This window comes from Rufibacter psychrotolerans (assembly GCF_016924645.1).
GTDB classification, from domain to species: Bacteria; Bacteroidota; Bacteroidia; order Cytophagales; family Hymenobacteraceae; genus Nibribacter; species Nibribacter psychrotolerans.
Genome location: NZ_JAFFJV010000003.1, coordinates 278233 through 302137 on the forward strand (window position 1 = coordinate 278233; position 23905 = coordinate 302137).

15 protein-coding genes are annotated in these 23905 nt (G+C 55.1%); 8 read left to right on the top strand and 7 right to left on the bottom strand.

What is annotated here, in order from left to right; translation table 11 throughout:
• Positions 1–2 precede the first annotated feature (2 nt).
• The gene (locus JT718_RS04025; protein WP_205500583.1) at positions 3–2951 is read left to right on the top strand and encodes an ATP-dependent DNA helicase; all 2949 of its coding nucleotides are present in this window, start codon (positions 3–5) and stop codon (positions 2949–2951) included.
• Positions 2952–3242: 291 nt separating this feature from the next.
• Entirely contained in the window at positions 3243–6056 is a 2814-nt protein-coding gene (gene carB, locus JT718_RS04030; RefSeq protein WP_205500584.1) for a carbamoyl-phosphate synthase large subunit, read from the top strand.
• 596 nt (positions 6057–6652) lie between these two features.
• Here carB and JT718_RS04035 read toward each other — a convergent pair.
• Positions 6653–8014 (bottom strand): alanine/glycine:cation symporter family protein, encoded by a 1362-nt coding sequence (locus JT718_RS04035; protein ID WP_374729150.1) that lies wholly within the window; start codon positions 8012–8014, stop codon positions 6653–6655.
• Positions 8015–8199: 185 nt separating this feature from the next.
• Positions 8200–8601 (bottom strand): thiol-disulfide oxidoreductase DCC family protein, encoded by a 402-nt coding sequence (locus tag JT718_RS04040; RefSeq protein WP_205500585.1) that lies wholly within the window; start codon positions 8599–8601, stop codon positions 8200–8202.
• 201 nt (positions 8602–8802) lie between these two features.
• On the opposite strand from JT718_RS04040, the gene JT718_RS04045 reads away from it, so the two are divergent.
• Positions 8803–9216 (top strand): hypothetical protein, encoded by a 414-nt coding sequence (locus JT718_RS04045; protein WP_205500586.1) that lies wholly within the window; start codon positions 8803–8805, stop codon positions 9214–9216.
• A gap of 102 nt (positions 9217–9318) precedes the next feature.
• Positions 9319–10818, top strand: coding sequence for an HTTM domain-containing protein (locus tag JT718_RS04050; protein ID WP_205500587.1), 1500 nt, complete (start codon positions 9319–9321; stop codon positions 10816–10818).
• Between the two features lie 98 nt (positions 10819–10916).
• Here the strand turns inward: JT718_RS04050 and JT718_RS04055 are convergent, their stop codons facing one another.
• Complete coding sequence (locus tag JT718_RS04055; protein ID WP_240336904.1) at positions 10917–11420, bottom strand: hypothetical protein; 504 nt, start codon at positions 11418–11420, stop codon at positions 10917–10919.
• Between the two features lie 259 nt (positions 11421–11679).
• Here JT718_RS04055 and JT718_RS04060 point away from each other — a divergent pair, with 259 nt between their 5' ends.
• Complete coding sequence (locus JT718_RS04060; protein WP_205500588.1) at positions 11680–13038, top strand: DEAD/DEAH box helicase; 1359 nt, start codon at positions 11680–11682, stop codon at positions 13036–13038.
• 203 nt (positions 13039–13241) lie between these two features.
• Here the strand turns inward: JT718_RS04060 and JT718_RS04065 are convergent, their stop codons facing one another.
• On the bottom strand, positions 13242–13562 hold the full coding sequence (locus JT718_RS04065) for a hypothetical protein (RefSeq protein WP_205500589.1): 321 nt from the start codon (positions 13560–13562) through the stop codon (positions 13242–13244).
• Positions 13563–14289: 727 nt separating this feature from the next.
• Between JT718_RS04065 and JT718_RS04070 the strand changes: the two genes are divergently transcribed.
• Positions 14290–15582 (top strand): M20/M25/M40 family metallo-hydrolase, encoded by a 1293-nt coding sequence (locus tag JT718_RS04070; RefSeq protein WP_205500590.1) that lies wholly within the window; start codon positions 14290–14292, stop codon positions 15580–15582.
• Between the two features lie 808 nt (positions 15583–16390).
• On the opposite strand, the gene JT718_RS04075 is transcribed toward JT718_RS04070, so the two are convergent.
• Positions 16391–18796 (bottom strand): TonB-dependent receptor, encoded by a 2406-nt coding sequence (locus tag JT718_RS04075; RefSeq protein ID WP_205500591.1) that lies wholly within the window; start codon positions 18794–18796, stop codon positions 16391–16393.
• A gap of 31 nt (positions 18797–18827) precedes the next feature.
• A complete protein-coding gene (locus tag JT718_RS04080) occupies positions 18828–19307 on the bottom strand; it encodes a GNAT family N-acetyltransferase (RefSeq protein WP_205500592.1) in 480 nt (159 codons plus the stop codon).
• A 264-nt stretch (positions 19308–19571) separates the two neighbouring features.
• Here JT718_RS04080 and JT718_RS04085 point away from each other — a divergent pair, with 264 nt between their 5' ends.
• Positions 19572–20777 carry a C40 family peptidase gene (locus tag JT718_RS04085; protein WP_205500593.1) on the top strand — a complete coding sequence of 402 codons (1206 nt, stop codon included), beginning with the start codon at positions 19572–19574 and terminating at the stop codon, positions 20775–20777.
• Between the two features lie 429 nt (positions 20778–21206).
• Here JT718_RS04085 and JT718_RS04090 read toward each other — a convergent pair whose 3' ends face one another.
• A complete protein-coding gene (locus JT718_RS04090) occupies positions 21207–22583 on the bottom strand; it encodes a D-alanyl-D-alanine carboxypeptidase/D-alanyl-D-alanine-endopeptidase (protein ID WP_205500594.1) in 1377 nt (458 codons plus the stop codon).
• A 216-nt stretch (positions 22584–22799) separates the two neighbouring features.
• Here JT718_RS04090 and JT718_RS04095 point away from each other — a divergent pair, with 216 nt between their 5' ends.
• Positions 22800–23852, top strand: coding sequence for a S66 peptidase family protein (locus JT718_RS04095; protein ID WP_205500595.1), 1053 nt, complete (start codon positions 22800–22802; stop codon positions 23850–23852).
• Positions 23853–23905: the final 53 nt, after the last annotated feature.

The following is a 23905-nucleotide window of genomic DNA, read 5'->3' on the forward strand; positions in this document are numbered from 1 at the left end:
TGATGAAAGCTGATTCCCCAACCTTTGCCATCCTGCATTTATTTGCCACCGGCCCTTATGGTTCCAAACATGGGTTGCTGCAGGTGGGTGTGCTGTCGTTGCAGAAAGGGAATGCGGTGCTGAAGGAGTGGTTTGTCAACCCTGAGGCAGAGTTTGGCCGCAGTGTGCAGAAACAGTCCAAAATCAGCAAGGAGCAGGCGAAGAGCGCTCCCACCTGGCAGGAACAGAAAGCCGAGGTGCAGGCCTACCTGAGTTCTTTCACGAACGTGTTTTTCTTCCACGAACGGCACGAGCAAACCTGGCTCAAACAATACATTCTGGCAGGCATGGCCTCGCCGCCCGTCTGCGCCGATCTAGCCGTGCTGTCCTCGTTCTTTCTGCCGCACCTCAACCTGATGGAGATAGGCGATGTGGTGGCCCGCTCCACCGCCGCCCAGAAAAAGCCGGCCTCTCAACCTATGCATGTGGCTTTGGCGGCCCTGCACACGCACCTCTTCCAACTGTTGGAGGTGCTATTGCAGAAAATCCCCAGCACGCCCGAGAATGAACCCGGTGAACCTACCCTCTTCATGCAGTTGTTAAAGCAGGTACTGGATTTAGGCGCCATCTTCATGGGCACCGCCTGGCGCACCTTGCTGCACGCCGCCGAGCACATAGAGACCTTGGAGCCGCTTGATTTGCACTGGCTTACGCCGCCTGCTACTACCCAGGTGCCGGTGTTGCCCTTCCATCTGCGGGAACTGCTCACCTCCTGGCTCCCCACCGTACCCGATGCGCCCACGGTAAAACCCCGCGTTGACATCGCCCAACCGTCTGACCAACTCATCCACGATGCCCTGCACGCCTGGTACAAGAAGCACGGCCTGCCTGAGCGGTACGCCCAGATGCAGTATTCCAAATTCTGCAACAAAGCCCTTACGGATAAAGGCACTTTTGTGGCCGAGGCCGGTACTGGCACCGGGAAAACCATGGGCTACCTCATGGCCGCCGCTGAACTGCTACGCCTGAACCCCGGCCGCAAGGTGGTGGTGGCCACGGCTACCAAAAACCTACAGGAACAAGTCATGCAGGGCGAAATTCCGCGGCTTCGGTTCAAGGGCGGTTTGCACGCGCATTTGCGGCCTGCCATCGTGAAAGGCAAGAATAACTATCTGTGCATCTCGGCGCTGCTGGATTTGTATGACGAGCTGGTGGTGCAGGAGAAAGGCACCATTCGGGAAGGGCTGAGTTGGCTTTACTTAGTGCTGCGCGTGCACCATACCCAAGGCGAGGTAGAAGAGATTCCGCACAACATCAGGGCCATTTTACCGGATACGTACCGATTGCTTTCCGAGGCGAATGCCCAGGAAGTCTGTGTGCCCAAACTGTGTCTGGAACCTGCCAAATGCACGTACGCCCGCCACATGGAGCAGGCCTACGCCGCTGATATCATCGTCACCAATCATCACAAGCTGCTGCAGCTGCCGCCCAAGCTTACAGACTTAATCAAGCACTGCATCATTGACGAGGCCGACCAGTTCCCCGATTTCGCCCGGAGTGCCCTGAGCATGAACTTCAGTTTGGCCGTGATGGAAGCCCGGCTGCTTCGCCCGTTATTAGGCAAAGACTACCGCAAAGGCTTCCTGGACATTGTGGCGGAAAAAGTAGCCCACCAGACAGATACCGAAACCGCCCAATTGGTGCTGGCCGAAATTGACTCCATCCACCGCGACTGCACCACCATCAGGGCCAGCGGCGAGTTGATTCAGGCCTTGCCCATTCAAGGGGAGCAGCGCTGGCAGGAGGAAGTCGCGTTGGTAGAAAACGGCCGCTGGACCAAAAGAGAATTCAGCGCCGATATTGAACAAGCCCTGCAGGAACTCCTAACGGCCGTTCAGTTTGTGGCAGGCAAGATAGACCGCATCCTCAAGCTCCTGAAAAAACCTGAGGACAAGACCTACAGCCGCCTGGAAACCTACAAAGAAAAAGCCGCCGAGTTCGCTGATTCGCTCATGAAAATCACCAGCGATTTCCCGGCCCGCAAGTGGATTCACGTGCTGGAGAAAAACGGTCAGAACTGGTCGGTGAGCAAGATGCCGTATTACCTGCAGGACGAGATGGACAAACTGCAGAACATCTACCCCAGCCTGCTGTTCACCTCGGCCACGCTGTACGTGGGCGGCAACACGCAGTACTTCAGGAATCAACTGGGCCGCCAAGAGCCGTTTGAACAGGAAGTCCGCTACCTCTCGCCGTTCAACTATGAGCAGCAGGAAAAGGTCCACGCCGTGGTGCCCGCGTTCATCCCGTGCTATGAGCACAAAATGCCGCAAGACCAGAAACAAGCCTGGCTGCAGACCTCCATGGAAACGCTGCTCAAGTGCATTGTGGCCCTGAACGGCCGTACCCTGGTCCTTTTCACCAGCCGCCGCGACATGGAAGATGCCTACCGCTGGCTGCACCCGCGCCTGCCTGCCTATGACATTGAACTTCTCAAACAGGAAGGCACCAGTCTATGGGAAATCAGAAGGTTCCGGCAGGAAGAGCATTCCGTTTTGCTGGGCCTAGACCGCATGTGGTCGGGCGTGGATTTTCCGGGCGTGACGCTCTCGCAGGTGATTGTGTTCCGGTTACCTAATCCGTCGTTGGGGAATCCATTGGTGGCGCACCGAAGAGAAGTGGAAGGTGGTTATTTCTGGAGCAAATTCTATTATCCGGCCAGTCAGCATAAACTGAGACAAGGTTTCGGGCGGTTGGTGCGGCGCGAGAAAGACAAAGGTGCGTTTGTGATTCTGGACTCTAGAGTACACCATACAGCCCGTATGCAGCACCTCAAAGATGAACTGCCCGTAGACATCACGCCTTTCCACGCCGGAGAAGAAATGGAAAACTGGCTCTTGAAGACGCTTTTACCAAAGCTGGAACTGGCCTCTGAGTGGGAGCGCCGTGGGGTTTCGTTTTCGCAATCATAATCGTTTCGGGCCTGCTTTCCGGAAAGTAGGCCTGAAACCACCTTCATTCGCCTCCAGATTCCTGTCTATCTCGGCTTACATAAAGCTACACGGTTCAGCTTTTTTCCTTTTTGAAGTTACGGGTGAACTCTCGCCGGCTCTCTTGATGTTCTGATTTGGTTTCTGAGTTCAAGCTGGTTTTCAATCAGTCCAGACAAAAAATTTGAATAATTCACCCGCCCAAGGCAGTTTATTAGTTGATTCTAAACTTTCTGCCTTAACTTTGGGCAATTTATACATACCGCTTTACTAATGCCGAAAGATAATTCCATTAAGTCAGTCTTAATCATTGGTTCCGGTCCCATCGTTATTGGGCAAGCCTGCGAATTCGACTACTCTGGCTCCCAAGCCGCCCGCTCCCTGCGCGAGGAGGGGATTGAGGTTACCCTCATCAACTCAAATCCCGCCACCATCATGACCGACTCCATCACCGCGGACAACGTGTACCTGAAGCCACTGGAGAAGAAGTCGATCATTGAGATTCTGGAGAAGCACCAAATTGACGCGGTACTCCCTACCATGGGTGGACAGACTGCGTTGAACTTGGCGATTGACTGCGAGAAAGCTGGTATTTGGAAAAAATACGGCGTGAAAATCATTGGCGTAGACATCAAAGCCATTGAGACCACGGAAGACCGTGAGAAATTCCGTCTGCTCATGCTGGACTTAGGCGTAGGTGTCTGCAAAGGTTCTACAGCGACTTCGTTCTTGGAAGGAAAAGAAATCGCTCAGGAAATCGGCTTCCCGCTCGTTATCCGTCCATCGTTCACCTTGGGTGGAACCGGTGGTGGCTTCGTGAACTCTCCGGAAGAGTTTGACGCCGCCCTTACCCGCGGTCTGCACGCCAGCCCTACCCACGAGGTACTGGTGGAGCAAAGCATTATGGGTTGGAAAGAGTACGAGTTGGAGCTGTTGCGCGATAACATCGGCAACGTGATCATCATCTGCTCTATTGAGAACTTTGACCCAATGGGTATCCACACCGGTGACTCTATCACGGTAGCGCCGGCCATGACCTTGCCAGACACCATCTACCAACAGATGCGTGACTTGGCTATCAAAATGATGGCGGGTATCGGGCAGTTCGCTGGTGGCTGTAACGTGCAGTTCTCGGTGAACCCTGATGATGACAGTATCATCGCCATTGAAATTAACCCCCGCGTGAGCCGTTCTTCGGCGCTGGCTTCTAAAGCCACCGGGTACCCAATTGCCAAAGTAGCCGCTAAACTGGCCATTGGCTATAACTTAGATGAACTGAAAAACTCCATCACCAAAACCACCTCGGCGTTCTTTGAGCCCGCGCTGGACTACGTGATTGTGAAAATACCGCGTTGGAACTTTGACAAGTTCAAAGGCGCCAACAAGAAACTGGGTCTGCAGATGAAGTCAGTGGGCGAGGTAATGGGCATTGGCCGTACCTTCCAGGAGGCGTTGCAGAAGGCTTGCCAAAGCTTAGAAATTAAGCGCAACGGCTTGGGTGCTGATGGCAAAGAGAAAACGAACTACGACCAGTTGATGGACAGCCTGGCCAACCCAAGCTGGGATCGTTTGTTCACCATCAAAGATGCCATGAAATTTGGTGTAGCCACCAGCACCATCCAGAAGGTAACCAAGATTGACCCTTGGTTCCTGCAGCAGATTGAAGAGCTGGAGCTGACCGAGCGTGAGGTGCTGAAATACACCATTGATACCATTCCGGTGGACTTGATGCGCTCTGCCAAAGTGAAAGGCTTCGCTGATAGACAGCTGGCGTACCTGCTGCGTTGCAAAGAAAGCGAAGTGCACGAGAAACGCACGAGCATGGGCATCAAGCGCGTGTTCAAGATGGTAGATACCTGCGCCGCCGAGTTTGAGGCTGTGACGCCTTATTACTATAGCACCTTTGACGGCGAGAACGAGAGCATCGTCACCGACCGCAAAAAAGTAGTGGTGTTGGGCTCTGGACCTAACCGCATCGGGCAAGGCATTGAGTTTGACTACTCTTGCGTGCACGGCGTACTAGCCGCCAGCGAGTGTGGTTATGAGACCATCATGATTAACTGTAACCCCGAGACAGTAAGTACAGACTCTGATATCTCTGACAAGCTGTACTTTGAGCCGGTGTTCTGGGAGCACATCTATGACATCATCCTGCACGAGAAACCGGAAGGCGTGATTGTACAGTTAGGTGGACAGACGGCCCTGAAACTAGCTGAGAAACTGACTCGCTACGGCATCAAGATTATGGGTACTACCTACGAGAGCCTTGACCTGGCCGAAGACCGTGGTGCTTTCTCTACCCTGCTGAAAGAAAACAACATCCCGTATCCTCCGTTCGCGAGCGTCACTTCTGCCGAGGAAGCGCTGGAAGTGTGCAAAGACCTGAAGTTCCCGCTGCTGGTGCGTCCTAGCTACGTATTGGGTGGCCAGAACATGAAGATCGTGATCAACGAGAAAGAGCTGGAAGCGCAGGTTCTGGACATCCTGAAAGACAGCCCGGGCAACCACGTACTCCTGGATCACTTCCTGGACCGCGCCATTGAGGCTGAGGCCGATGCCATCTGCGACGGTGAGAACGTGCACATCATTGGCATCATGGAGCACATTGAGCCAGCCGGTATCCACTCTGGTGACTCCTACGCCGTGCTGCCTCCATTTGACTTAGGCGAAGACGTGATCCGTCAGATTGAGGAGCACACGAAGAAAATCGCGCTGGCCCTGAATACCGTTGGTTTGATCAACATTCAGTTCGCCATCAAGAACGGAATTGTGTACATCATTGAAGCGAACCCTCGTGCCAGCCGTACCGTGCCGTTCATCGCCAAAGCGTACCAGGAGCCGTATGTAAACTACGCCACCAAGGTGATGCTGGGTGAGAAAAAGGTAACCGATTTCACCTTCAACCCGGTGAAAAACGGCTACGCTATCAAAGTGCCTGTATTCTCGCACAACAAGTTCCCGGAAGTAAACAAGGAGCTAGGCCCAGAAATGAAGTCTACGGGTGAAGCTATCTACTTCATTGACAGCCTGGAAGACGAGTACTTCACCAAAGTGTACTCAGAGCGCAACTTATATTTGAGTATGTAATTTCTGGTAGCTTGTAGCGCGTATCAAGTAGCACAACGTTTACTGATAAAGAAAAGGCTGCCCCAGTTGGGGCAGCCTTTTTGCGTTTTAGGGCTAATTTGAGAAAATCTCCTTGGAAACAGATGTGTGCTTTTTAAGCCGGTAAAGGGCAGGTACACTTGTTATGGTCCCCTCCTACCTTTACCCCCTTCGCTCGCCTCTGGCGAGTGTACGCTATGGGGCAGCCTCTGGCTGCTATGCGGATCAACTACAACCCTGCAAAGCGGCGAGACGCCGCTTGATAGCTCACACTCGCCAGAGGCGAGCGAGGAAAAAAGACCTCGGCAACGGCTTTACTGCGGATCTCCTGCCAAAGGAAATCTGCAAAGCCGTTTCGCTGCTTCAGGCAGCGAGGGTAGTCTGGAGACTACCCGGCACCGGCCGGCACGAGTGACGCTGCGCTTAACACTCGCGCCAGCGGGAACACTTTTGCAAAACAGTCAGCAATCAATAATTAGCGAAGGCAGGTCTTTCCAAGACCTCGTAGTGTCTGGAGGACCTACGAGTGTCTGCGCCAATACCGTTTCTTGGCCGTTTTGCCCAAAACACGCCCGAAACTAGGCCCGCTCTGCCTTCATCCGGCCAAAGTAATCCCGGGCGGCCGCCATTACTTTTGGTGACAGGAAGATAGCGCAGGTCATGGTGGGAATGGCCATGAGCGCGAAGGCGGTGTCTATCAGGTTGATGATGGAGGTAATGGTGACTACTGCCCCAATGATGATGGTGGCAATATAGAAGTAGTCGTAAAGGCGGCGGTACTTAAACCCGAACAGGTACGTGAAGCACTTGGAACCGTAATAGCAGTAGGAGAAAAGCGAGGTAAACGCGAAGATAAACACGCAGACAACCAGCAGGTATTTGCCTACAGTAGGCATGGCCTCGCCGAAGGCCTGCGCCGTCATACTCACCCCGTTGCCGGAGTTGGTTTCCCATACGCCGGTCACCAGAATGGCTAGTCCGGTCATGGTGCAGACAATGATGGTATCAATGAACGGTTCCAGCATGGCGACCAGCCCTTCACGCACCGGCTCAGTGGTCTGCGACTCGCCGTGCATCATGGCGGCGGTTCCAATGCCGGCCTCGTTGGAGAAGGAAGCCCGGCGGGCCCCCATGATGATGATTTGCATCACGGCCCCGCCCAGAACGGCATCGGCAGAGAAAGCATCGGTGAAGATCAGCCGGAACATGCTGGGTACCGCGGAAATGTTCACCCCAATGATGTACAGCACCGATCCGGTGTAGAGCACCACCATGAGCGGCACCAGCTTGGTGGCCACGCCGGCAATGCGTTTTAACCCGCCAAACATAATGATGGACACCGGAAACGCCAGGCCCAGTCCCATGAACAGGTTAGGCAGGAACGTTTCCTGGCCAATGAGGCCACTGGGCACCAGGACCACGTCGCGCACAATCTGGGTCAGCTGGTTTGACTGGAAAAGCGGCAACGTACCTATTAAACCGGCGGCGGCGAACAGGATAGACAAGGGCTTCCACTTAGGGCCTAAGCCTTCGGTGACCATGTACATGGGTCCGCCTTCCACCTCGCCGCGCTCGTTGCGGCCCCGGTACATGACAGACAGCGTACAGGTGAAGAATTTGGTAGCCATGCCTACAAACGCACTCACCCACATCCAGAACAGCACGCCGGGTCCGCCCATGGCAATGCCCACGGCTACCCCGCTGATGTTGCCCATGCCAATGGTAGAGGCCAGGGCGCTGGACATGGCCTGAAACGGACTGATCTGCCCCGGCGCGTTGGGGTCTACATACTTCCCGCTTAAGATCTCAATGGAGTGCCCCAGGTGCCTGAACGGCACAAACCGGCAGTAAAACATTAAGAAGAGACCTCCGCCCATCAGCAAGATCAGCAAAGGCATACCCCAGGCCAGACTGCTGGCCTCGGCAAGAAAAGATTCTATTATTTCCACAAACTTCAGTTATACGAACCTACAAACTTACGGTAGGAAACTGATAACTAGAAATTTAAGCAGGTGTTGCCGGCTCCTTCTCCCCCAAAAGCATTGATACTCTATAGGGTTACAGGTAAAAAGATGTTACGGGTGGCCTGGAGAAACTCCATGACAAATGGCTCTTGGGAGCGGCATTACAGGAAGCGGGCCTTCAGCTCGGGGGTGGGGAGCATGCAGCTTTCCTGCTGGCCAAACCACCGGTAGCGGTTGCGCGAAACCCAGTCATACAGCGGATCACGCAAGATTCTGGGCACCAGCCCGAAGGCATAGAGCAGCGACCAACCACCGTTCAGCCGGCGCACAATGCGCAGGGCGGCGGTTGACCGGGAGTAAAGCTTTCCGTCTTCCAGCAGCAACACGCTCCTGAACTGCTCTGTGGGCAGGCCATGTGCTTTGAGCATCTTCTGCCCCACCTCAGACTGCAGGGACGCGAAGTGGAAATGACCTTTGGGATCATGCCTGATCACGAACTGCACAAACCCGTTGCAGAGGTTGCAGACGCCGTCAAACAGGATAAGGGGGGAGGAAGGAAGCATAAGTGGTGAGGTTTGGGCAGAACCAGGAAATAAGTATTTGTACGAATCTCTTCCGTACTGGTACGTACGGGACAGGCCCTACAAGGCTACTTTATACCGTTTGGCGATAATTTTCAGCAAAATTACTGCACCTTTCTAAGAAAGGTGCGTAAAAGTGAACCTGAAAAGGATAACCAAACCATTCATTAACCTCTCAAAACTATGAAAAAAACGTTTGTAAACGTGTTCGCAGTTGCCGCATTTGTCGCAGCTTCGGCCCTGACGTCTTGTTCAGGCAGCAGTGAGACCACTACGGATACCACTACTACTGATATGAGCACCGAAACCGGTACTACCGGCACCACCAGTACCACCGGTACTACGGGCACTACTTCTGGCACCACCGGTACCACTTACGGCACTACCGGTACTACCACTGGTACTACTACCGGCACTACCACCGGGACTACTACTGGAACTACCGGCACCACAGGTACCACTACCGGCACTACCACTGGTACCACGGGTACAACCACCGGTACTACCGGAACAACAGGCACTACTACCGGGTCTACCACCGGCACTACTACTGGTACAACCGGTACCACTACCGGCACTACCACCACTGGCCGCTAGTAGTTTGAAATATGCGTTCTCCGGAACCGCACTGTATTGCAGAAAAGGCAAGGCCATGTGGTTTTGCCTTTTCTGTTTTCCACTCTTCACTTACGCTATGTTATGCATTTACTAAGACAGTATCTGGACCGCGTATTCTATACAGACACCCGGGCGCTCTCCCTCATGCGTATTTGGGTAGCCAGCGTATTGTTATTGGACATTTGCATCAGGGCCACAGACCTGGAGGCGCATTATTCCAACATGGGCGTTTTGCCTTTGCACGTGCTGCATGCCAATGCCTGGAACCAGTATTTCTTCTCGCTGCACGCCTTGAGTGGCATGTGGCAGTTTCAGGCGTTCCTTTTTGTTGTTGCGGGTGCGGCAGCCATCTGTCTGTTGCTGGGCTATCATACCCGGTGGGCCACGTTTGTTTCCTGGCTCCTGCTGCTCTCGCTCCAGAACCGCAACCCGCTCATTTCCCAGTCAGGCGACAGCCTGCTCAGAATGCTGCTGTTCTGGGGCATGTTCCTGCCCTGGCACCGGCATTACTCCTTAGACGCCCGCCGGTCGCCTGTCCTGGAAACCACCACCCGATATCTTAGCATGGCCTCAGCGGCTTATCTCTGCCAGGTGGCGTGGGTGTACGTGTTCACCGCCCTGCTGAAAAGCGGCCCCGACTGGACCACCGACGGAACCGCCCTGTACTACGCCCTCAGCCTGGACCAGATCCTGATGCCCGGCGGCCGTATCCTGTACCAGTACCCGCTTCTAATGAAGCAACTTACCCACATTACCTATTTCATGGAGCTGTGGCTGCCCTTTGTGCTGCTGATACCCTGGCGGAACACCTGGTTCAGGATGATTTTCTTTGTGGCCATTGTGGGCCTGCACATTGGTATTAGCCTCACCCTGTTTGTGGGTTTGTTCTACCTCATCAGCATCTCGGCGGTGATGGGGTTGTTGCCTACTCCGGTCATGGATGTAATAGACCGCTACCTGCGCCACGGCTACATAAAAGTACAGCGGCGGTGGGCGCAGTGGGGCCAGGGATGGCGCTCGCCGGTGAACCTGCGGGTACAATTCAGCTGGAGCTCGCCGCAATGGGCCGAGTCGTTCCGGTACCTGCGGGAAGGGGTGGTCTTGGCCTCCTTTGCGCTGGCGCTGTGGTGGAACCTGAGCACCCTGAACAAACCTTACTTCCAGATGCCTTCGGAGTTCCACTGGGCCACGCTGGTTCCCCGTCTGGACCAGAACTGGAGCATGTTCGCGCCTAACGTGTTCAAGGAAGACGGCTGGTACATTCTGGAAGGCACCACCAACAGCAACCGCAAGGTAGACCTGAACCAGCAAGGCAAAGAGCCCGACACCGCCAAACCCGCCTCGGTGATGAGCCTCTTCAAGAACGACCGCTGGCGCAAATACTCAGAGAATTACCTGTTTGTGCCCAACGAGTACATGCGGCCTTACTACTGTTTCTACCTCTTGCGCCGCTGGAACGAGGAGCATCCGCAGCCTGAGCAGATCAAGGAACTCAACGTGATCTACATGAAGGAAGTGTCCCTGCCCGACTACAAAACCGAACCCATTAAGCGGGAGGTGCTGTGCCATTGCAGGCCATAGGGCATCGTATAAGCGTTAAACAAGTAAAGCCGTTTCGGGCCTGATTTTGGTAAATCAGGCCCGAAACGGCTTTGGCCATGTGAAGCATTTCCGCGGGTTTACACTTTCACCTTCCGCAGCCACCTGGCTACTCCGCCGGCTACCACGCCGGCCAGAAAGTAATATCCAATGGTGAGGGCCTGGGTCTGCCTGGTCCGGTTGCTGGGCGCTGCTCCCAACCCCATGGGGCCGGGCAAGACTACCCCGCCCACGCCGGCGGCCGCGCCCAGAATGGCTCCCCGCCACAGGGCTTTCTTGCTTGCCCCCGTTAAGCTGTAGTAGATGCTGTTAGAGACAAGATCTCCCACCAAGGACCAGGTGTGCAGTGTATCGCGCTCGGGCGGAGTTTGCCCGGCAGACCGCAGTCCTTTGGCGATGGCCCGCATGCCCAGGATGTCCATGCGGGGGGCTTGGGGGTAAAAGCGGCGCACGGTCTCGTGCACCAGGGTCACGGCCACGGCGCCGGCCAGCCCGCTCAGGCCCGACCTGAGCCACTTGTTCAATCGCTTCTTAGATGCCTTTTTGGTGGTTTTATCCCGTTTTGCTTTTTTGGTTGGTTCCATAGTCTGGTGGTTTAAAGCCTAAGCTGCCTTTATGGGCTTGGGTAGTCACTAAGGGTTTTAACCGTTTTTAAGGCCGAAGGTTGCCTTTCCCGCGCGCCCCTGGGGTTTGGCCCGCCCATTCTGGCCTGGTTTTGCCAGAAACGGGCCAAAAACACAGACTGAATCTTTTTACCTATCTTTGTGTCTTCTAGGGGGGCGGATACCACTGCCCCTATTTTTTTGTGCTTGGCCAACCACGGTATGGCCTTTATACTTTCTAATGACTTTCTCAGAACTAAACTTAATAGAACCTCTTTTACAGGCACTGCAGGAAGAGGGCTACACCTCCCCCACTCCCATCCAGGAACAAGCCATTCCGCCGGTTTTGAACGGCGATGATTTACTGGGTTGCGCCCAGACGGGTACCGGTAAAACGGCGGCCTTCAGCTTGCCGCTGCTGCACCGCCTGCACGAGGCAGGTCCGGCCCATCCGGCCAAAGCCATCAGGGCCCTTATCCTCACCCCTACCCGTGAGCTGGCCCTGCAGATTGGCGACAGCATCCAGGCCTACGGTCGCCATACCAAGATCAGGCACACCGTGATCTTCGGGGGGGTGGGCCAGGTGCCGCAGGTAGAGCAGATCAAGCGCGGGGTAGACATTCTGGTGGCCACGCCCGGCCGCCTGCTGGACCTGATGAACCAAGGCCTGGTGTCGCTCAAGCACATTGAGACCTTCATCCTGGACGAGGCCGACCGCATGCTGGACATGGGCTTTATCCATGATGTGCGCAAGGTCATCGCGCAGATTCCGGCGCACCGCCAGACGCTCCTGTTCTCGGCCACCATGCCGCAGGAAATCCAGAAGCTGGCCAACAGCATTCTCAGAGACCCGGTGTACGTAGAAGTGACGCCGGTTTCCAGCACCGCCGAGAAGATTGGCCAGAAGGTGTTCTTTGTGGAGAAAACGTACAAGCGGGCCCTGTTGAAGCACCTTTTGAAGGAAACGGGCATTAAACGCGCGCTGGTTTTCTCCCGCACCAAACACGGCGCCGACCGCATTGCCAAAGAGCTTTCCAAAGCGGGCATCGCGGCGCAGTCTATCCACGGCGACAAGGCCCAGAGTACCCGCGTGAAGGCCCTGAGCCAGTTCAAGAACTATGAACTGCAGGCCCTGGTAGCCACCGATATTGCGGCCCGCGGCATTGACGTAGACGACCTTACCCACGTGATCAACGTGGATCTGCCCAACGAGCCCGAAACCTACGTGCACCGCATTGGCCGCACCGGCCGGGCCGGGGCCGATGGTCTGGCGCTCTCTTTCTGCGATGACACCGAGTTGCCCTACCTGCGCGACATTGAGAAGCTCACCAAGCAAACCATTCCGGTAGAGGAAGAACAGCCTTTCCATGCCGAGTACCAGAAGCTTCCGCTGGGCGGCGGCAAAGCCACCGATAAACTGGCCCGCTCAGGCGGCGGTAACCAGCCCCGCGGCCCCAGAGGCGGCGGACAAGGCGGCAGACCCGAACAACGGGGTGCCGGCCAGGGCCACAACCGCCGCCCCGACCAACGCCAGGGCAGTAGCCAGGGCGGCGGCGGAAACAGACGCTCTTCGGGCGGGAACCGCGGCCCTAAACGGTAATCTCCCTGCTCCGCAATAAAACAAAAGGCCGAACACGTATGCGTGTTCGGCCTTTTGTTTTGTCCGGGACTTGTTTACTGGCCAGTGCCGGCTTTTATCTCCTGAACAGACGCAACCCACATTTTAGATGGGGCAAGCGCCAATAAACAGAAGAAAGCCCAAGCCGCCCGCCAATAAGCAGTCGCTGCGTAGCCCGTTCTCGGTTAAGAGTTCTTGGAGCCAGTAGCTTTATTCTTTTTCATGGCAGATTTTGCCTGCCCTAACCAGCCCTGGTTGTTGGCTACCCAGTAAGAAGCGCCCAGCAACGCCGCACCGCCCAACACTTTTTGGGTGGTGCTCATGCTGTTGTAAGAACGGCCAATGGTAGAACCCAGGTCTTTCACGGCTTGTGGCATCTGCACGTTGCCCAGGCCCATGATTCCGCCTTTTCCCTGGCGTGAAGCAGATCCGGTGTTCAGGTCTTGTGAGTATGAGGTGGCGTCTTGTGATGCGGCAGATGGCTGCTGATTGTTTTGATTTTCCATAGTAGTAAGATGTTTATGGTGTTCCGTCGTTTTTTTTGGTGCCGGGCAAAGGTTCCTGCGTGCAAAATACCTGTCCCGGCGAATCCATTTTATCGCAAAAGCGCCTGAATGGTTGCACTCCGTTCTGAAATTTCTACAATTAATTTACAAATAGACTGCCACCCAATCAACAGAACCTGCTCCTGAATATATTATTGTTAGTATATAGGAACTTCCCTTTGAAACTTACAAAAGACCTCATACCCAGCGCCCTCCGGCTTTTCTGCGCATTTGGCTCTTTGCAGGCCTGTTCCTCTAAACACTCCCGAAGCCTCCGCACCCGTTTCCCCGTAAAGTATTACTTGCAGCGAGGGTTACCCACGGTGTTGCTGCAGAAAATGTGGCCCATTAGAGACGCACCAGAGGACTACGGCGTAGAGGTAAACAGCGAGTTCTAAGCCATTGCCCGGGAAGCAAGCCGTCTCCGCCTGGCAGGCGGGCTCCTCCTGCAGTAAACCCCAGTTCAGGGCACGCTTTTCTATTTTGGGGCTGTTTACGTAAAATAGCTCCAAAACTCATCTTACCTGCCGCCACCGGGTGCCTTCCCTCCAGAGGCACGGTCCCTTTCCGAAGGGTTTTACGCCCCAGGTGTAAGAATCTGCAGAAAAACGGAACTAATAGGTTGCTTTCTACAGAAGCCGTTATCTTTACCTTCATCCGTTATCGCCAACCCACCTATGTTATACCTATGATCCGTAAAAAGTCCCTTACCCTTTGCCTCGCGCTGCTTCCGTTTACCGCGGTCTTCGCGCAGAAAGACATTCAGCAGAAAGACGTGGAGCGCATCATCCGCACCCTGGCCGCCGATGACATGATGGGCCGCAAGACCTTCACGCCGGGCGTGGAGAAAGCCGCCGATTTCATCGCCAACGAGTTCAAAAGCATCGGCCTCCAGCCCCTGACCGGCGATACCGACTTCAAGCAGGAGTTTAAGATGTTCTCCCTGAAGCCCAGCAAAGCCGATATTGAGATCAACGGCAACCGCCTGAAGCCCGAGGAGTTCTTCTTCAGCACGGCGCACCGCAAAGTGGAATGGGAGGAGAAAGCGCCTCAGCCCATCTTCATTGGCGAGAACGATGATTTCAGACAGGGCCTGACCAAAGCCCGCCGCCTGGAGAAAGACGCCCTGGTAATGGTGCACCCCAAGCACCAGGAAATGTTCAACCGTTACGCCCAGTACTTTAAACAGGCAAGCCCGGTGACGGAGTTGGGCAAGGGCACCACCAAAATCTTTGTGCTGTCGCCGCTGAATGAGGTGGCTGCTTTTGACATAGAAATCAAGAACGAGGTGGAGGAACTTTCGCTGGCCAACGTGGCGGGCATGATTCCCGGCAAGCGCGCCAACGAGTACGTGGTGTTCTCGGGCCATTATGACCACATTGGCATCATGCCAGCCGTAGCCGGTGACTCTATTGCCAACGGCGCCGATGACGATGCCTCTGGTATCACCGCAGTAATCACCCTAGCCAAGCACTTTAAGAAACAAGCCAAGCCCGAGCGCACGCTCCTCTTTGTAGCCTTCACGGCCGAGGAAATTGGTGGCTACGGCTCCCAGCACTTCTCTCAGCAACTGAACCCCGATGAGATTGTGGCCATGTTCAACATTGAGATGATTGGCAAAGGCTCCAAGTTCGGGCCTAACAGCGCCTACATCACCGGTTTTGAGAAATCTGATTTTGGCACGCTGCTGCAACAGGCCGTGAAAGGCACACCGTACAGCTTCCACCCAGACCCATACCCGTCGCAGAACCTATTCTACCGCTCAGACAACGCCACCCTGGCCCGTTTAGGCGTTCCGGCCCATACCATTTCCTCGGTGCAGATTGACAAAGACAAACTCTACCACTCCGTGGATGATGAGGTAGAAAGCCTTGACATGGCCCACATGACCAACATGATCAAAGCCATTGCCCTAGGTGCCAAAGACTTCGTGCAAGGCAAGAAAACCCCTAAGCGCGTGGATAAGACGCAGGTGCAGTAATCTATACCACGTTGGACCTTTTCACCTTTATCCCTCTAGTAGTCAGCCTTAGTTTTTTAGGAGTAGGCTTATTTTTCATCTATCTTGACCATAGATGTGCCAAGTACGGGTTTCACACTGTAGGCACTATCATTAAGTTGGAAGGCGGGTGGAGGTTTAACACAGGTAGTATCAGTTACATGTATTCCCCAATTGTTCAATTCCACTCAGATAACCACCAGTTAATAGAGCAAGAGCTGGAAGTAAGGGCCAGTATTCCTCTTTACCGAAAAGGGCAATCTATACAAGTGGCCTACTACCAAGGGAAAGTGTACCCAACAGGAACGGGATGGAAGTTGTTTTACTGGAGTGTCTTCCTGCTGGGCTTAGCAGCAACGCTTTACCAGATTTATAAGTGGTAAATTTTCCACTAAATAGCCTCCCCTTATAGATAAGCGAATCCCCTGTTTTTGATCTGTTTCTCAGAAAGCAGACAAAAAACAGGGGATTCGCTTTTACCATATTTATAGGGCCCCTCTCTTTTTTTGTCATCCTGAAAGGATCTTGTGGGCTAACTAGAGAAGCATTGCTCAAGCGCTATTACCGTCCGTCCACAAGATCTTTCCAAGATGACAATGGGTAGGTATTGACCTCGTAGTGTGCGAAGCTCCTACGAGTGTCTCCTCCAAAAACAAAAGACCTCACAGGTTTTCAAAACCTGTGAGGTCTAAATCACCGCCTCACATTTAGGGCCTGCTTTTCTGAAAAGGAGCTTAAAACGGGAGCTAGTTCCATTTCAAAATCAACACTTTATCTAGGCACAAATTCCCTAGAAATTCCCCCTTAACGTCAGCATAAAATTGCGGCCGGAAGCGCTTACGCCCGAGGCATAGACGCGGTAAAACTTGTCCAGAATGTTCTCCAAGGCAGCCTGCACCTGCACTCTGGGGTGCAATTGATAAGCCGTTCTCAGGTTGAGGGTGTACCAGGCGGGCACGCCCTGCGGCGTGGCATACTGCAGGTTGTCCTCGCCCACGGGGTTGTAGTCTTCCAGGTGTTTCCAGCCGTTGTACTGCACAAAGAACTCTGAGCGGAACTTAGGCAAAGTCAAAAACAGGCTGGTTTTCCCGAAAACCGGCGGAATGTGGTCTAGCGGCGTCTCGCCGGTTTCTGCTTTGATGCGGCCGTAGGTGTAGGTGAGCGTAGAGGCCAATCGGAAGGCCTGGGTCACATCGGCGGAAAGCGTGCCGCTGAAGCCGTAGACGTAGGCTTTGTTCGCGTTCACGTTCGCCACCACGCGGCTTAGTTGGCCGTTGTACTCTACTTCGCTCTGGCCAAGGTACGTGAACGGCTGCGTGGTGATGGCATCGCGGTACCAGGTGTAGAACCCAACGCCTTCCACCCGCACGGCTTGCGCAATGGTCTTCCCGATTGATAGCTCCGCGTTGTAGGTGTATTCCGGCTTCAGATTTGGATTGGGCACCACCAACTGCCCGGCCACCGATTCAAACACCTTGGCCAGGTCATCTACGTTAGGCGCCCGGAACCCCGAGGAGGCCACAGCGGCAAAACGCCAGTCACGGCCGGGTTGGTACACCAGACCCAGGTTGCCGTTCAGAGCGGTATTCTTCTGCGTTACGTCATCAAACGGGAACGGGAAAAAGGTTTTGTCCTGGGAGAAATCGGCGTTCAGTTCTACCCGGCTCAGGCGGAACCCATCAGAGAAAATCCATTGCGGCGTAATCTCCCAGGTGTGCGTGAAATAAGCGGCGGCGGTGCGCATGTCTGAGCCGCCACCCGGGTAGCGGGTATCCAGGGGCGTGCGCTCGCCGGTAGTCAGGTTAGTGCCATAGGCGCGGGAAGAGACCTCATTGTAGGTTCCTTCCAGGCCGTAGCGGAGTTCGTGTTCGCCTATGATCCGGCTGACATCGGCGTTGAGGGTGTAGACATCCACGTGCTCCAGGCGGCTCTGCAGCGGACTGCGGTTGAAGCGCCGGTTATGGCGACTTTCCTCCACGCTCTGGTAAGCGGCCGTTACGCGCAGGTTCTCCAGCCAACCCCGACCTTTGGTGGTGAACGTGTAAGCGGCCAGCCAGCGCTCCTGCGGACCGTAGTACCACTCGCCGTGGTTCAGGCGGCCCTGGGCATCTACCTCGGTGAGGCGGTCATAGCGCGGAATGTCTGAAGAGGTGGAAAACTGTAGGTTGAGCAGGTGCGAGGTCTTAACCGAGGGCTGGAACAGGACTTTCTGCAGCACATCGTACTGTTTGTAGCCGGTGAATTTCTGCACGTTAGGGTTCTCATTGGGCACCATCACGTCCTCGCCGTTGATGCGCTGGGCATAATACGGCCGCAGTCCCCAGGAGCCGTAGAACGGATTGCGGTTCTTGCCCTGGCGTAGATCCCCGAAGTCTGAGTAAGTGAAGCTGGTGAAACTGCCCCACTTGCGTCCGCCCACGGAGAAATCCACATGGCCGGTCTTTTCTTTGTTGGCGGTGGCATAGCGGGTGAAGGCGCCACCGGTCACGCGCACGCCGGCACTATCGGCTAAGACAGGGTTTTTGGTGTAGAAATGGATGACGCCGCCCAGCGCATCGGAGCCGTACACCACCGAACCGGGGCCAAACACCACCTCCACTTTTTCCAAAGAAGCATTGTCTACCGTGATCACGTTCTGCAGGTGGCCGCCGCGGTAAATGGCATTGTTGAGGCGCACGCCGTCTATCACCATTAAGACCTTATTGGCTTCAAAGCCGCGCAGGATGGGACTGCCGCCGCCCGCCTGGCTTTTCTGCACCAGCACCTGACCCGTTTGCTGCAAGACATCGGCGGAGGTCTGGTTGTTCTGGAAGGCCAGCTCCCGCGCTTTCAGCACCTGGATTTGCTGCGGTACATCGGCGCGCTTCTCTTCAAACTTGCTGGCCGAGACCACCACTTCCTCCAGCGAGTAACTACGCTCAGTGAGCAATACCCGGTAGTGGAGGCGTTCCAATTGGTTCACGGCCACGGTGCGAGGCTGGTAATCGGCGCGTTCAAAGCGGAGGCTGTCGGTGGGTCTGAACTCCTGCACATTGAACCGACCTTTGGCATCTGTGAGCACGGTGCCGCCGCCCTGTACGGGCACAACCCGCACCCCAACCAAGGGCTGAAGATTGGCCCGGTCCTGTACGGAAACCCTCTGCGCCGATGCCGCCCAAGGCAACGCTATCAGCAGCAGAGCAAGATAAGATTTCATGAAAAATGAGATAAAAAGTAGGGGATCTTAATTACAGCGCCATCTCCATTTTGATGTCGGCGCGTTTGTACTCCTTAAGTTCGTCTGGCACTTCCACAAATCCTAATTTGTGGTACAGGTGCAGCGCCGTTTCCAGTTTGCGGTTAGACAGCAGCATGAGCGTGGAAGCGCCCAATTCGCGGGCTTTCTGGATGGCAGCCTCGCCCAGGCGCTTGCCAATTTTGAGGCCTTGCGCCTTATCGGTCACGGCCATCTTGGCCAGTTCATAGGTCTGGCCGTCTACTTTGATCAGGGCGCAGGTGCCCACAATCTCGCCGTTGTACTCGGCCATGAAAATGTGCCCGCCTTTGGCAATGATGTAGCCGTCTGGGTCGCCCAAAGATTTGAAATCCAGTTCCTCCATCTCAAAGTAGCGCTCAATCCAGGCCTGGTTCAGCTCACGGAATTTAGCGGCATGAACGGGAGTATAGTCAATGATGGAAACGGTTGCGGGTGTAGAAGCGGTAGTCATAATTTTGAAAGTACTAGCGGGCAAAGATACTGAAAGGCGTTTCCCGTTTGGGTACCTTTTGCAGAAAAGAGGCTAGAAACAGGACTTTGAGGCGCGCGGAGAAGCAGACCCGCCGCGTTTTGCCCCCTTTTGCTGAAAACCGCCTTAAAACAAGCTGCCCTAAAAAGTTAGCGGGCGAAAAGCCAGCCGCTGGAACGAGTTCTGCGTTCTGCCTGTTCCCATTTAAAGGAAAAAAACTATATTTCGCCCTCAGACCAATCTCCCATGAAACAGAACTTTTCTTTCCTCCTCCTGTTGGGTTTTCTGGCGGCCTGCTCCAGCAGCAAACCATCGCCCGAGGTGGTGGCTGTCGCGAAGGCCGTGGCGGCACAGGCTCCCTCAGAATACACGCCGCACATTGAGGAAGTACGCAAACAGTTTGCCCCCGACAAGCGGGTGGCCTTGTTTGACGTAAAGGCCTACAGCAACGTACTCACCGGCGAAACCAACCTCCCGGCCGCCAAAGCCGCCTTGCTGGAACGTCTGCGCGCCGCCGGCATTGCCTACCAAGACAGCATTCAGGTGCTGCCGCAGGCGGAGCTGAACGGGAATCATTATGCGGTGGTGACGTTGTCTGTCGCGAACCTTCGGTCTGAGCCCAAGCACCCCGCCGAACTGGCTACCCAGGCGACCATGGGCACGCCCCTGCGCGTCTGGAAACAGCAAAGAGGCTGGTACCTGGTGCAAACCCCAGACCAGTACCTGGCGTGGGTAGACGGCAGCGGTATTAAACTGATGGACCAAACTGCGTTCACTGCCTGGCAGAAGGGCGAAAAACTGCTCTACACCAACCCCTACGGCTTCGCCTACGCCACCCCCGACACCAAAGGCGCTACTGTGTCTGACCTAGTGTACGGCGATGTGCTGGTCCTGAAAAACCAGACCAAAAACTTCTACGAAGTGGCCTTCCCCGATGGCCGCACCGGTTTTGTTTCTGCCCCCGAGGTGGAAAAATACAGCCAATGGGCCGCTACCCGCCAACCCACCGAGCAGAACCTGGTGGAAACCTCCAAGCGCCTGCTGGGCCTGCCTTACCTCTGGGGCGGCACGTCCTTCAAAGGCGTTGATTGCAGCGGCTTCACCAAGACCGTATACTTCATGAACGGCCTGGTTCTGCCCCGCGATGCCTCCCAGCAAGTACACATCGGCGAACTGATTGACACCCAAAGCGGCTTCCAGAACCTGAAACCCGGTGATTTGCTATTCTTCGGGTCACCGGCCAAAGACGGCAAGCCCGAGCGCGTGGTGCACGTGGGCATGTGGATAGGCAACAACGAGTTCATCCACTCCGCCGGCCGTGTGCGCATCAACAGCATGGACCCCGCCGCCCCCAACCACGATGCCTCCGAACTGAAGCGTTTCCTAAGAGCCAAACGCATCTCCCCGCAGGCCACCCTTATAGACCTGAGAACAGCCTCGCTTTTCCAGTAAGCAATTACTAAATATTGTAAGTGCCCCGTTTTTGACCTGATTTCCACAGAACAGGTCAAAAACGGGGCACTTTTTTGTTCAAAGGAGAAAGATTTCCCAAGCTGTGTATTTGCTAAACGAAAGTCTCTGCAGTAGTCTGGCCCGCTCCCGCATTCCTTCGCTCGCCTCTGGCGAGTGTAAGTTATTCTGTGGCCTCCGGCCACCGGAAACCACTACTTGACATTTAATCAACAGCCCGCAGGGCGACGAGACGCCACCCGATGACGCACACTCGCCAGAGGCGAGCGAGGGTTTGAGAACCTGGTCCAAAGCTCTCTGCATACCGACTTTCAGAACACATGAATACACATAAGCCGTTTCAAGACTGTTTTACAGAAAACAGCCCCGAAACGGCTTCATTTCAACTCCACTCTAAGCGAAAGCTATTTCTCAATACTTCTCATGAACCTCCGTCATAATCCGGACCATCTCGTTGCGGATGTCGCCGGAGGAGACTTTGAAGTTGTTGTTCATAAAGCTGTACAGCAGCAGTTTTCCGCTTTTGGTCAGGATGTAGCCGCTCTGGTTGTGCACGTGCGCCAGGGTACCGGACTTGCCAAACACAAAGGGCGGCTCCGCTTTGTAGATGTTCCGGAAGGTACCGGGGCGGCCGCCGATGGCCATAAAGGGCAGGAGGCGCTCATTGGGGCGTTCCTGCTGGAGTTTCTGCAACAGGGCGATGATGCTGCGCGGGGTGAACAGGTTCATGCTGGAAAGGCCCGAACCATCTACCCATACGGGGGCATCGGGCAGGTCGCTTAGGTAGTTTTTCACCACGTGTTTGATGGCGCGCTCCACCGAGAGGGTGTCTGACAAGGTGCCGGAGCACAGGGCCATGAGTTGCTCGGCCATCAGGTTGTCGCTTACCTGCATCATGCGTTTGTACACCGTGTCAGAGGGTAGGCCGTAGAAAGTCTGGGCACCCTGGGGCAGCGCGCGGTTCTTGAGCAGGGTTACTTTCCGTTTCAGGGTATCGGTGAGCAGGCGCACGGTCATGTCCGGTGAGGGAATGAACGGCACTTCCACCGAGAAATCGGCGGAGGCGTGTTTGGGGTAATAGGTCAGGTCATTGGTGCGCCAGGCCCGTACGAAGGCGTCGCCGTGGGAGTAGCGGGCGGTATCGGTTTTGACGGTGCGCTTGAAGAGGGCCGGCGTGGTGGTGTACGGCTGGGTTGGTCCGCCTTTGCGGGCGAACTTCACCACGTTGCCGTGGATGGGGAACACGCTGCGCTCGGGCTGGTAGTAATAGTTATAATCGTCCCAACCCCAATTGGTGGCGAAGGGCGTGCTGGTGTAAGGCGCTTCCAGGTAATACAGCTTTTCCTTGCGGTTCTTCAGGAAATCATAGGCCAGCGTGTTCTTCAGGTCCATGTGGGTGAAGGTAGGGTCGCCGGTGCCCCAGAAAATGAGCGAGTCGCCGCGCGTCACGTACTTGAGCGCCGGAATGGAATCGCCCAGCATTTTGAGGCAGGCGTAGAACGTGAACAGCTTGGTGTTGGAGGCCGGCACAAAGTACTTATCGGCGTTGTGCTCCACCACCATTTGGCCCAGTGCCGGGTCATACAGCGCGAACCCTACAAACCGGCTTTTCAGGGTCTCAGATTCCAGCACCTGCCTTTTGATCTCCGTCGGGCCGTACGGCGGCGGCGTGGGAGCTAAGGGTGCGGTGGCTACTGGGGCTTGTTTAGCCGTGCTACAGCCCAGCAGGAAGAATAGAAAAAGGCACGGAAGCGAGAGCCAGCGTTGGCCGGAGAGAAAGGTGCGCATATACAGGATTGGTTTCAGGACCCTTAACTTAGAGGAAGATTCAGCTATCGTCAAACATTTGCCCCGAAAAAATCAGCTGGTTTGGATTTTACTGATCAAGCCCAAGCCATTTTGAGCCTCCATTTGAAAAACCAGCAGAAAAACAGGCAAAACAGGCCTAAACTCATTATTTTAACGCGTTCTTTCATCCGCACTCCTGCTAAACCTGTTTTTCCTATGACGCTTAGAACCCGCCGTGAGGTGCTGGCTTCGCTTTCCGTGGCCACCGCGGCCCTCCCCCTGCTGGGCTTCACCTCTGTCCCCGCTGTTGAGAAAGCCCCCAAAGCGATCTTTCCGCCCCGCCTCAAACCCGGCGATACCGTGGGTCTGATCTGCCCGGCCGGAGCGGCGTTCAGCAAAGAGGTGGTGCAGATTACCAAGGAATCTATTGAAGCACTGGGGCTGAAGGTGAAAATGGGGAAACACGTGTTTGACCGGTTCGGGTACCTGGCGGGCACGGACCAGGCCCGGGCCGAGGACGTGAACAGCATGTTCGCCGATAAAAACGTGCAGGGAATCTTAGCCATTCACGGCGGTTGGGGTTGTGCCCGCTTGCTGCCGCTGCTGGACTACAAGACCATTCAGAAAAACCCGAAACCGCTCATAGGGTACTCAGACATTACGGCGCTGCTTTTGGCCATAAACGCCAAAACCGGGCTGATAACGTTCCATGGTCCCGTGGGCTCGGCTACCTGGAACAAGTTCTCGGTAGACTCCTTCCGGCAGGTGTTGTTTGACGGTAACCCGGTGCTGTTTGAGAACCCCAAAGAACTGGGCGACAATCTTACCCTCACCAAAGACCGCATCACTACTATTACACCCGGCACCGCCCGCGGCAAACTGGTGGGCGGCAATTTAACGGTGCTCACGGGCATCATCGGTTCAGACTACCTGCCCAACTGGAAAGACGCCATCCTGTTCCTGGAAGACACCAACGAAGCCGTGTACCGGGTAGACCGCATGCTCACCCAACTGAAACTAGCCGGCGTGCTGGACCAGGTGAAAGGCGTGGTGTTTGGCAAGTGCTCTGACTGTGAACCCGGCAAGGGCTACGGCTCCCTTACCTTGGAGGAAGTGCTGGAGCAACATCTGCAGCCGCTTAAAGTACCCGTGTACTCCGGGGCCATGATTGGGCACATCACGCATAAGTTCACCGTTCCGGTAGGTGCTGAGGCCGAAATAGACGCTACTGCCGGCACCATTAAGTTATTGGGCAGTGCCGTGGCCTGATGCTGAACTTTGCGGGTACATGGTCCTGTTTTTGATATAATTACATTAGTTTT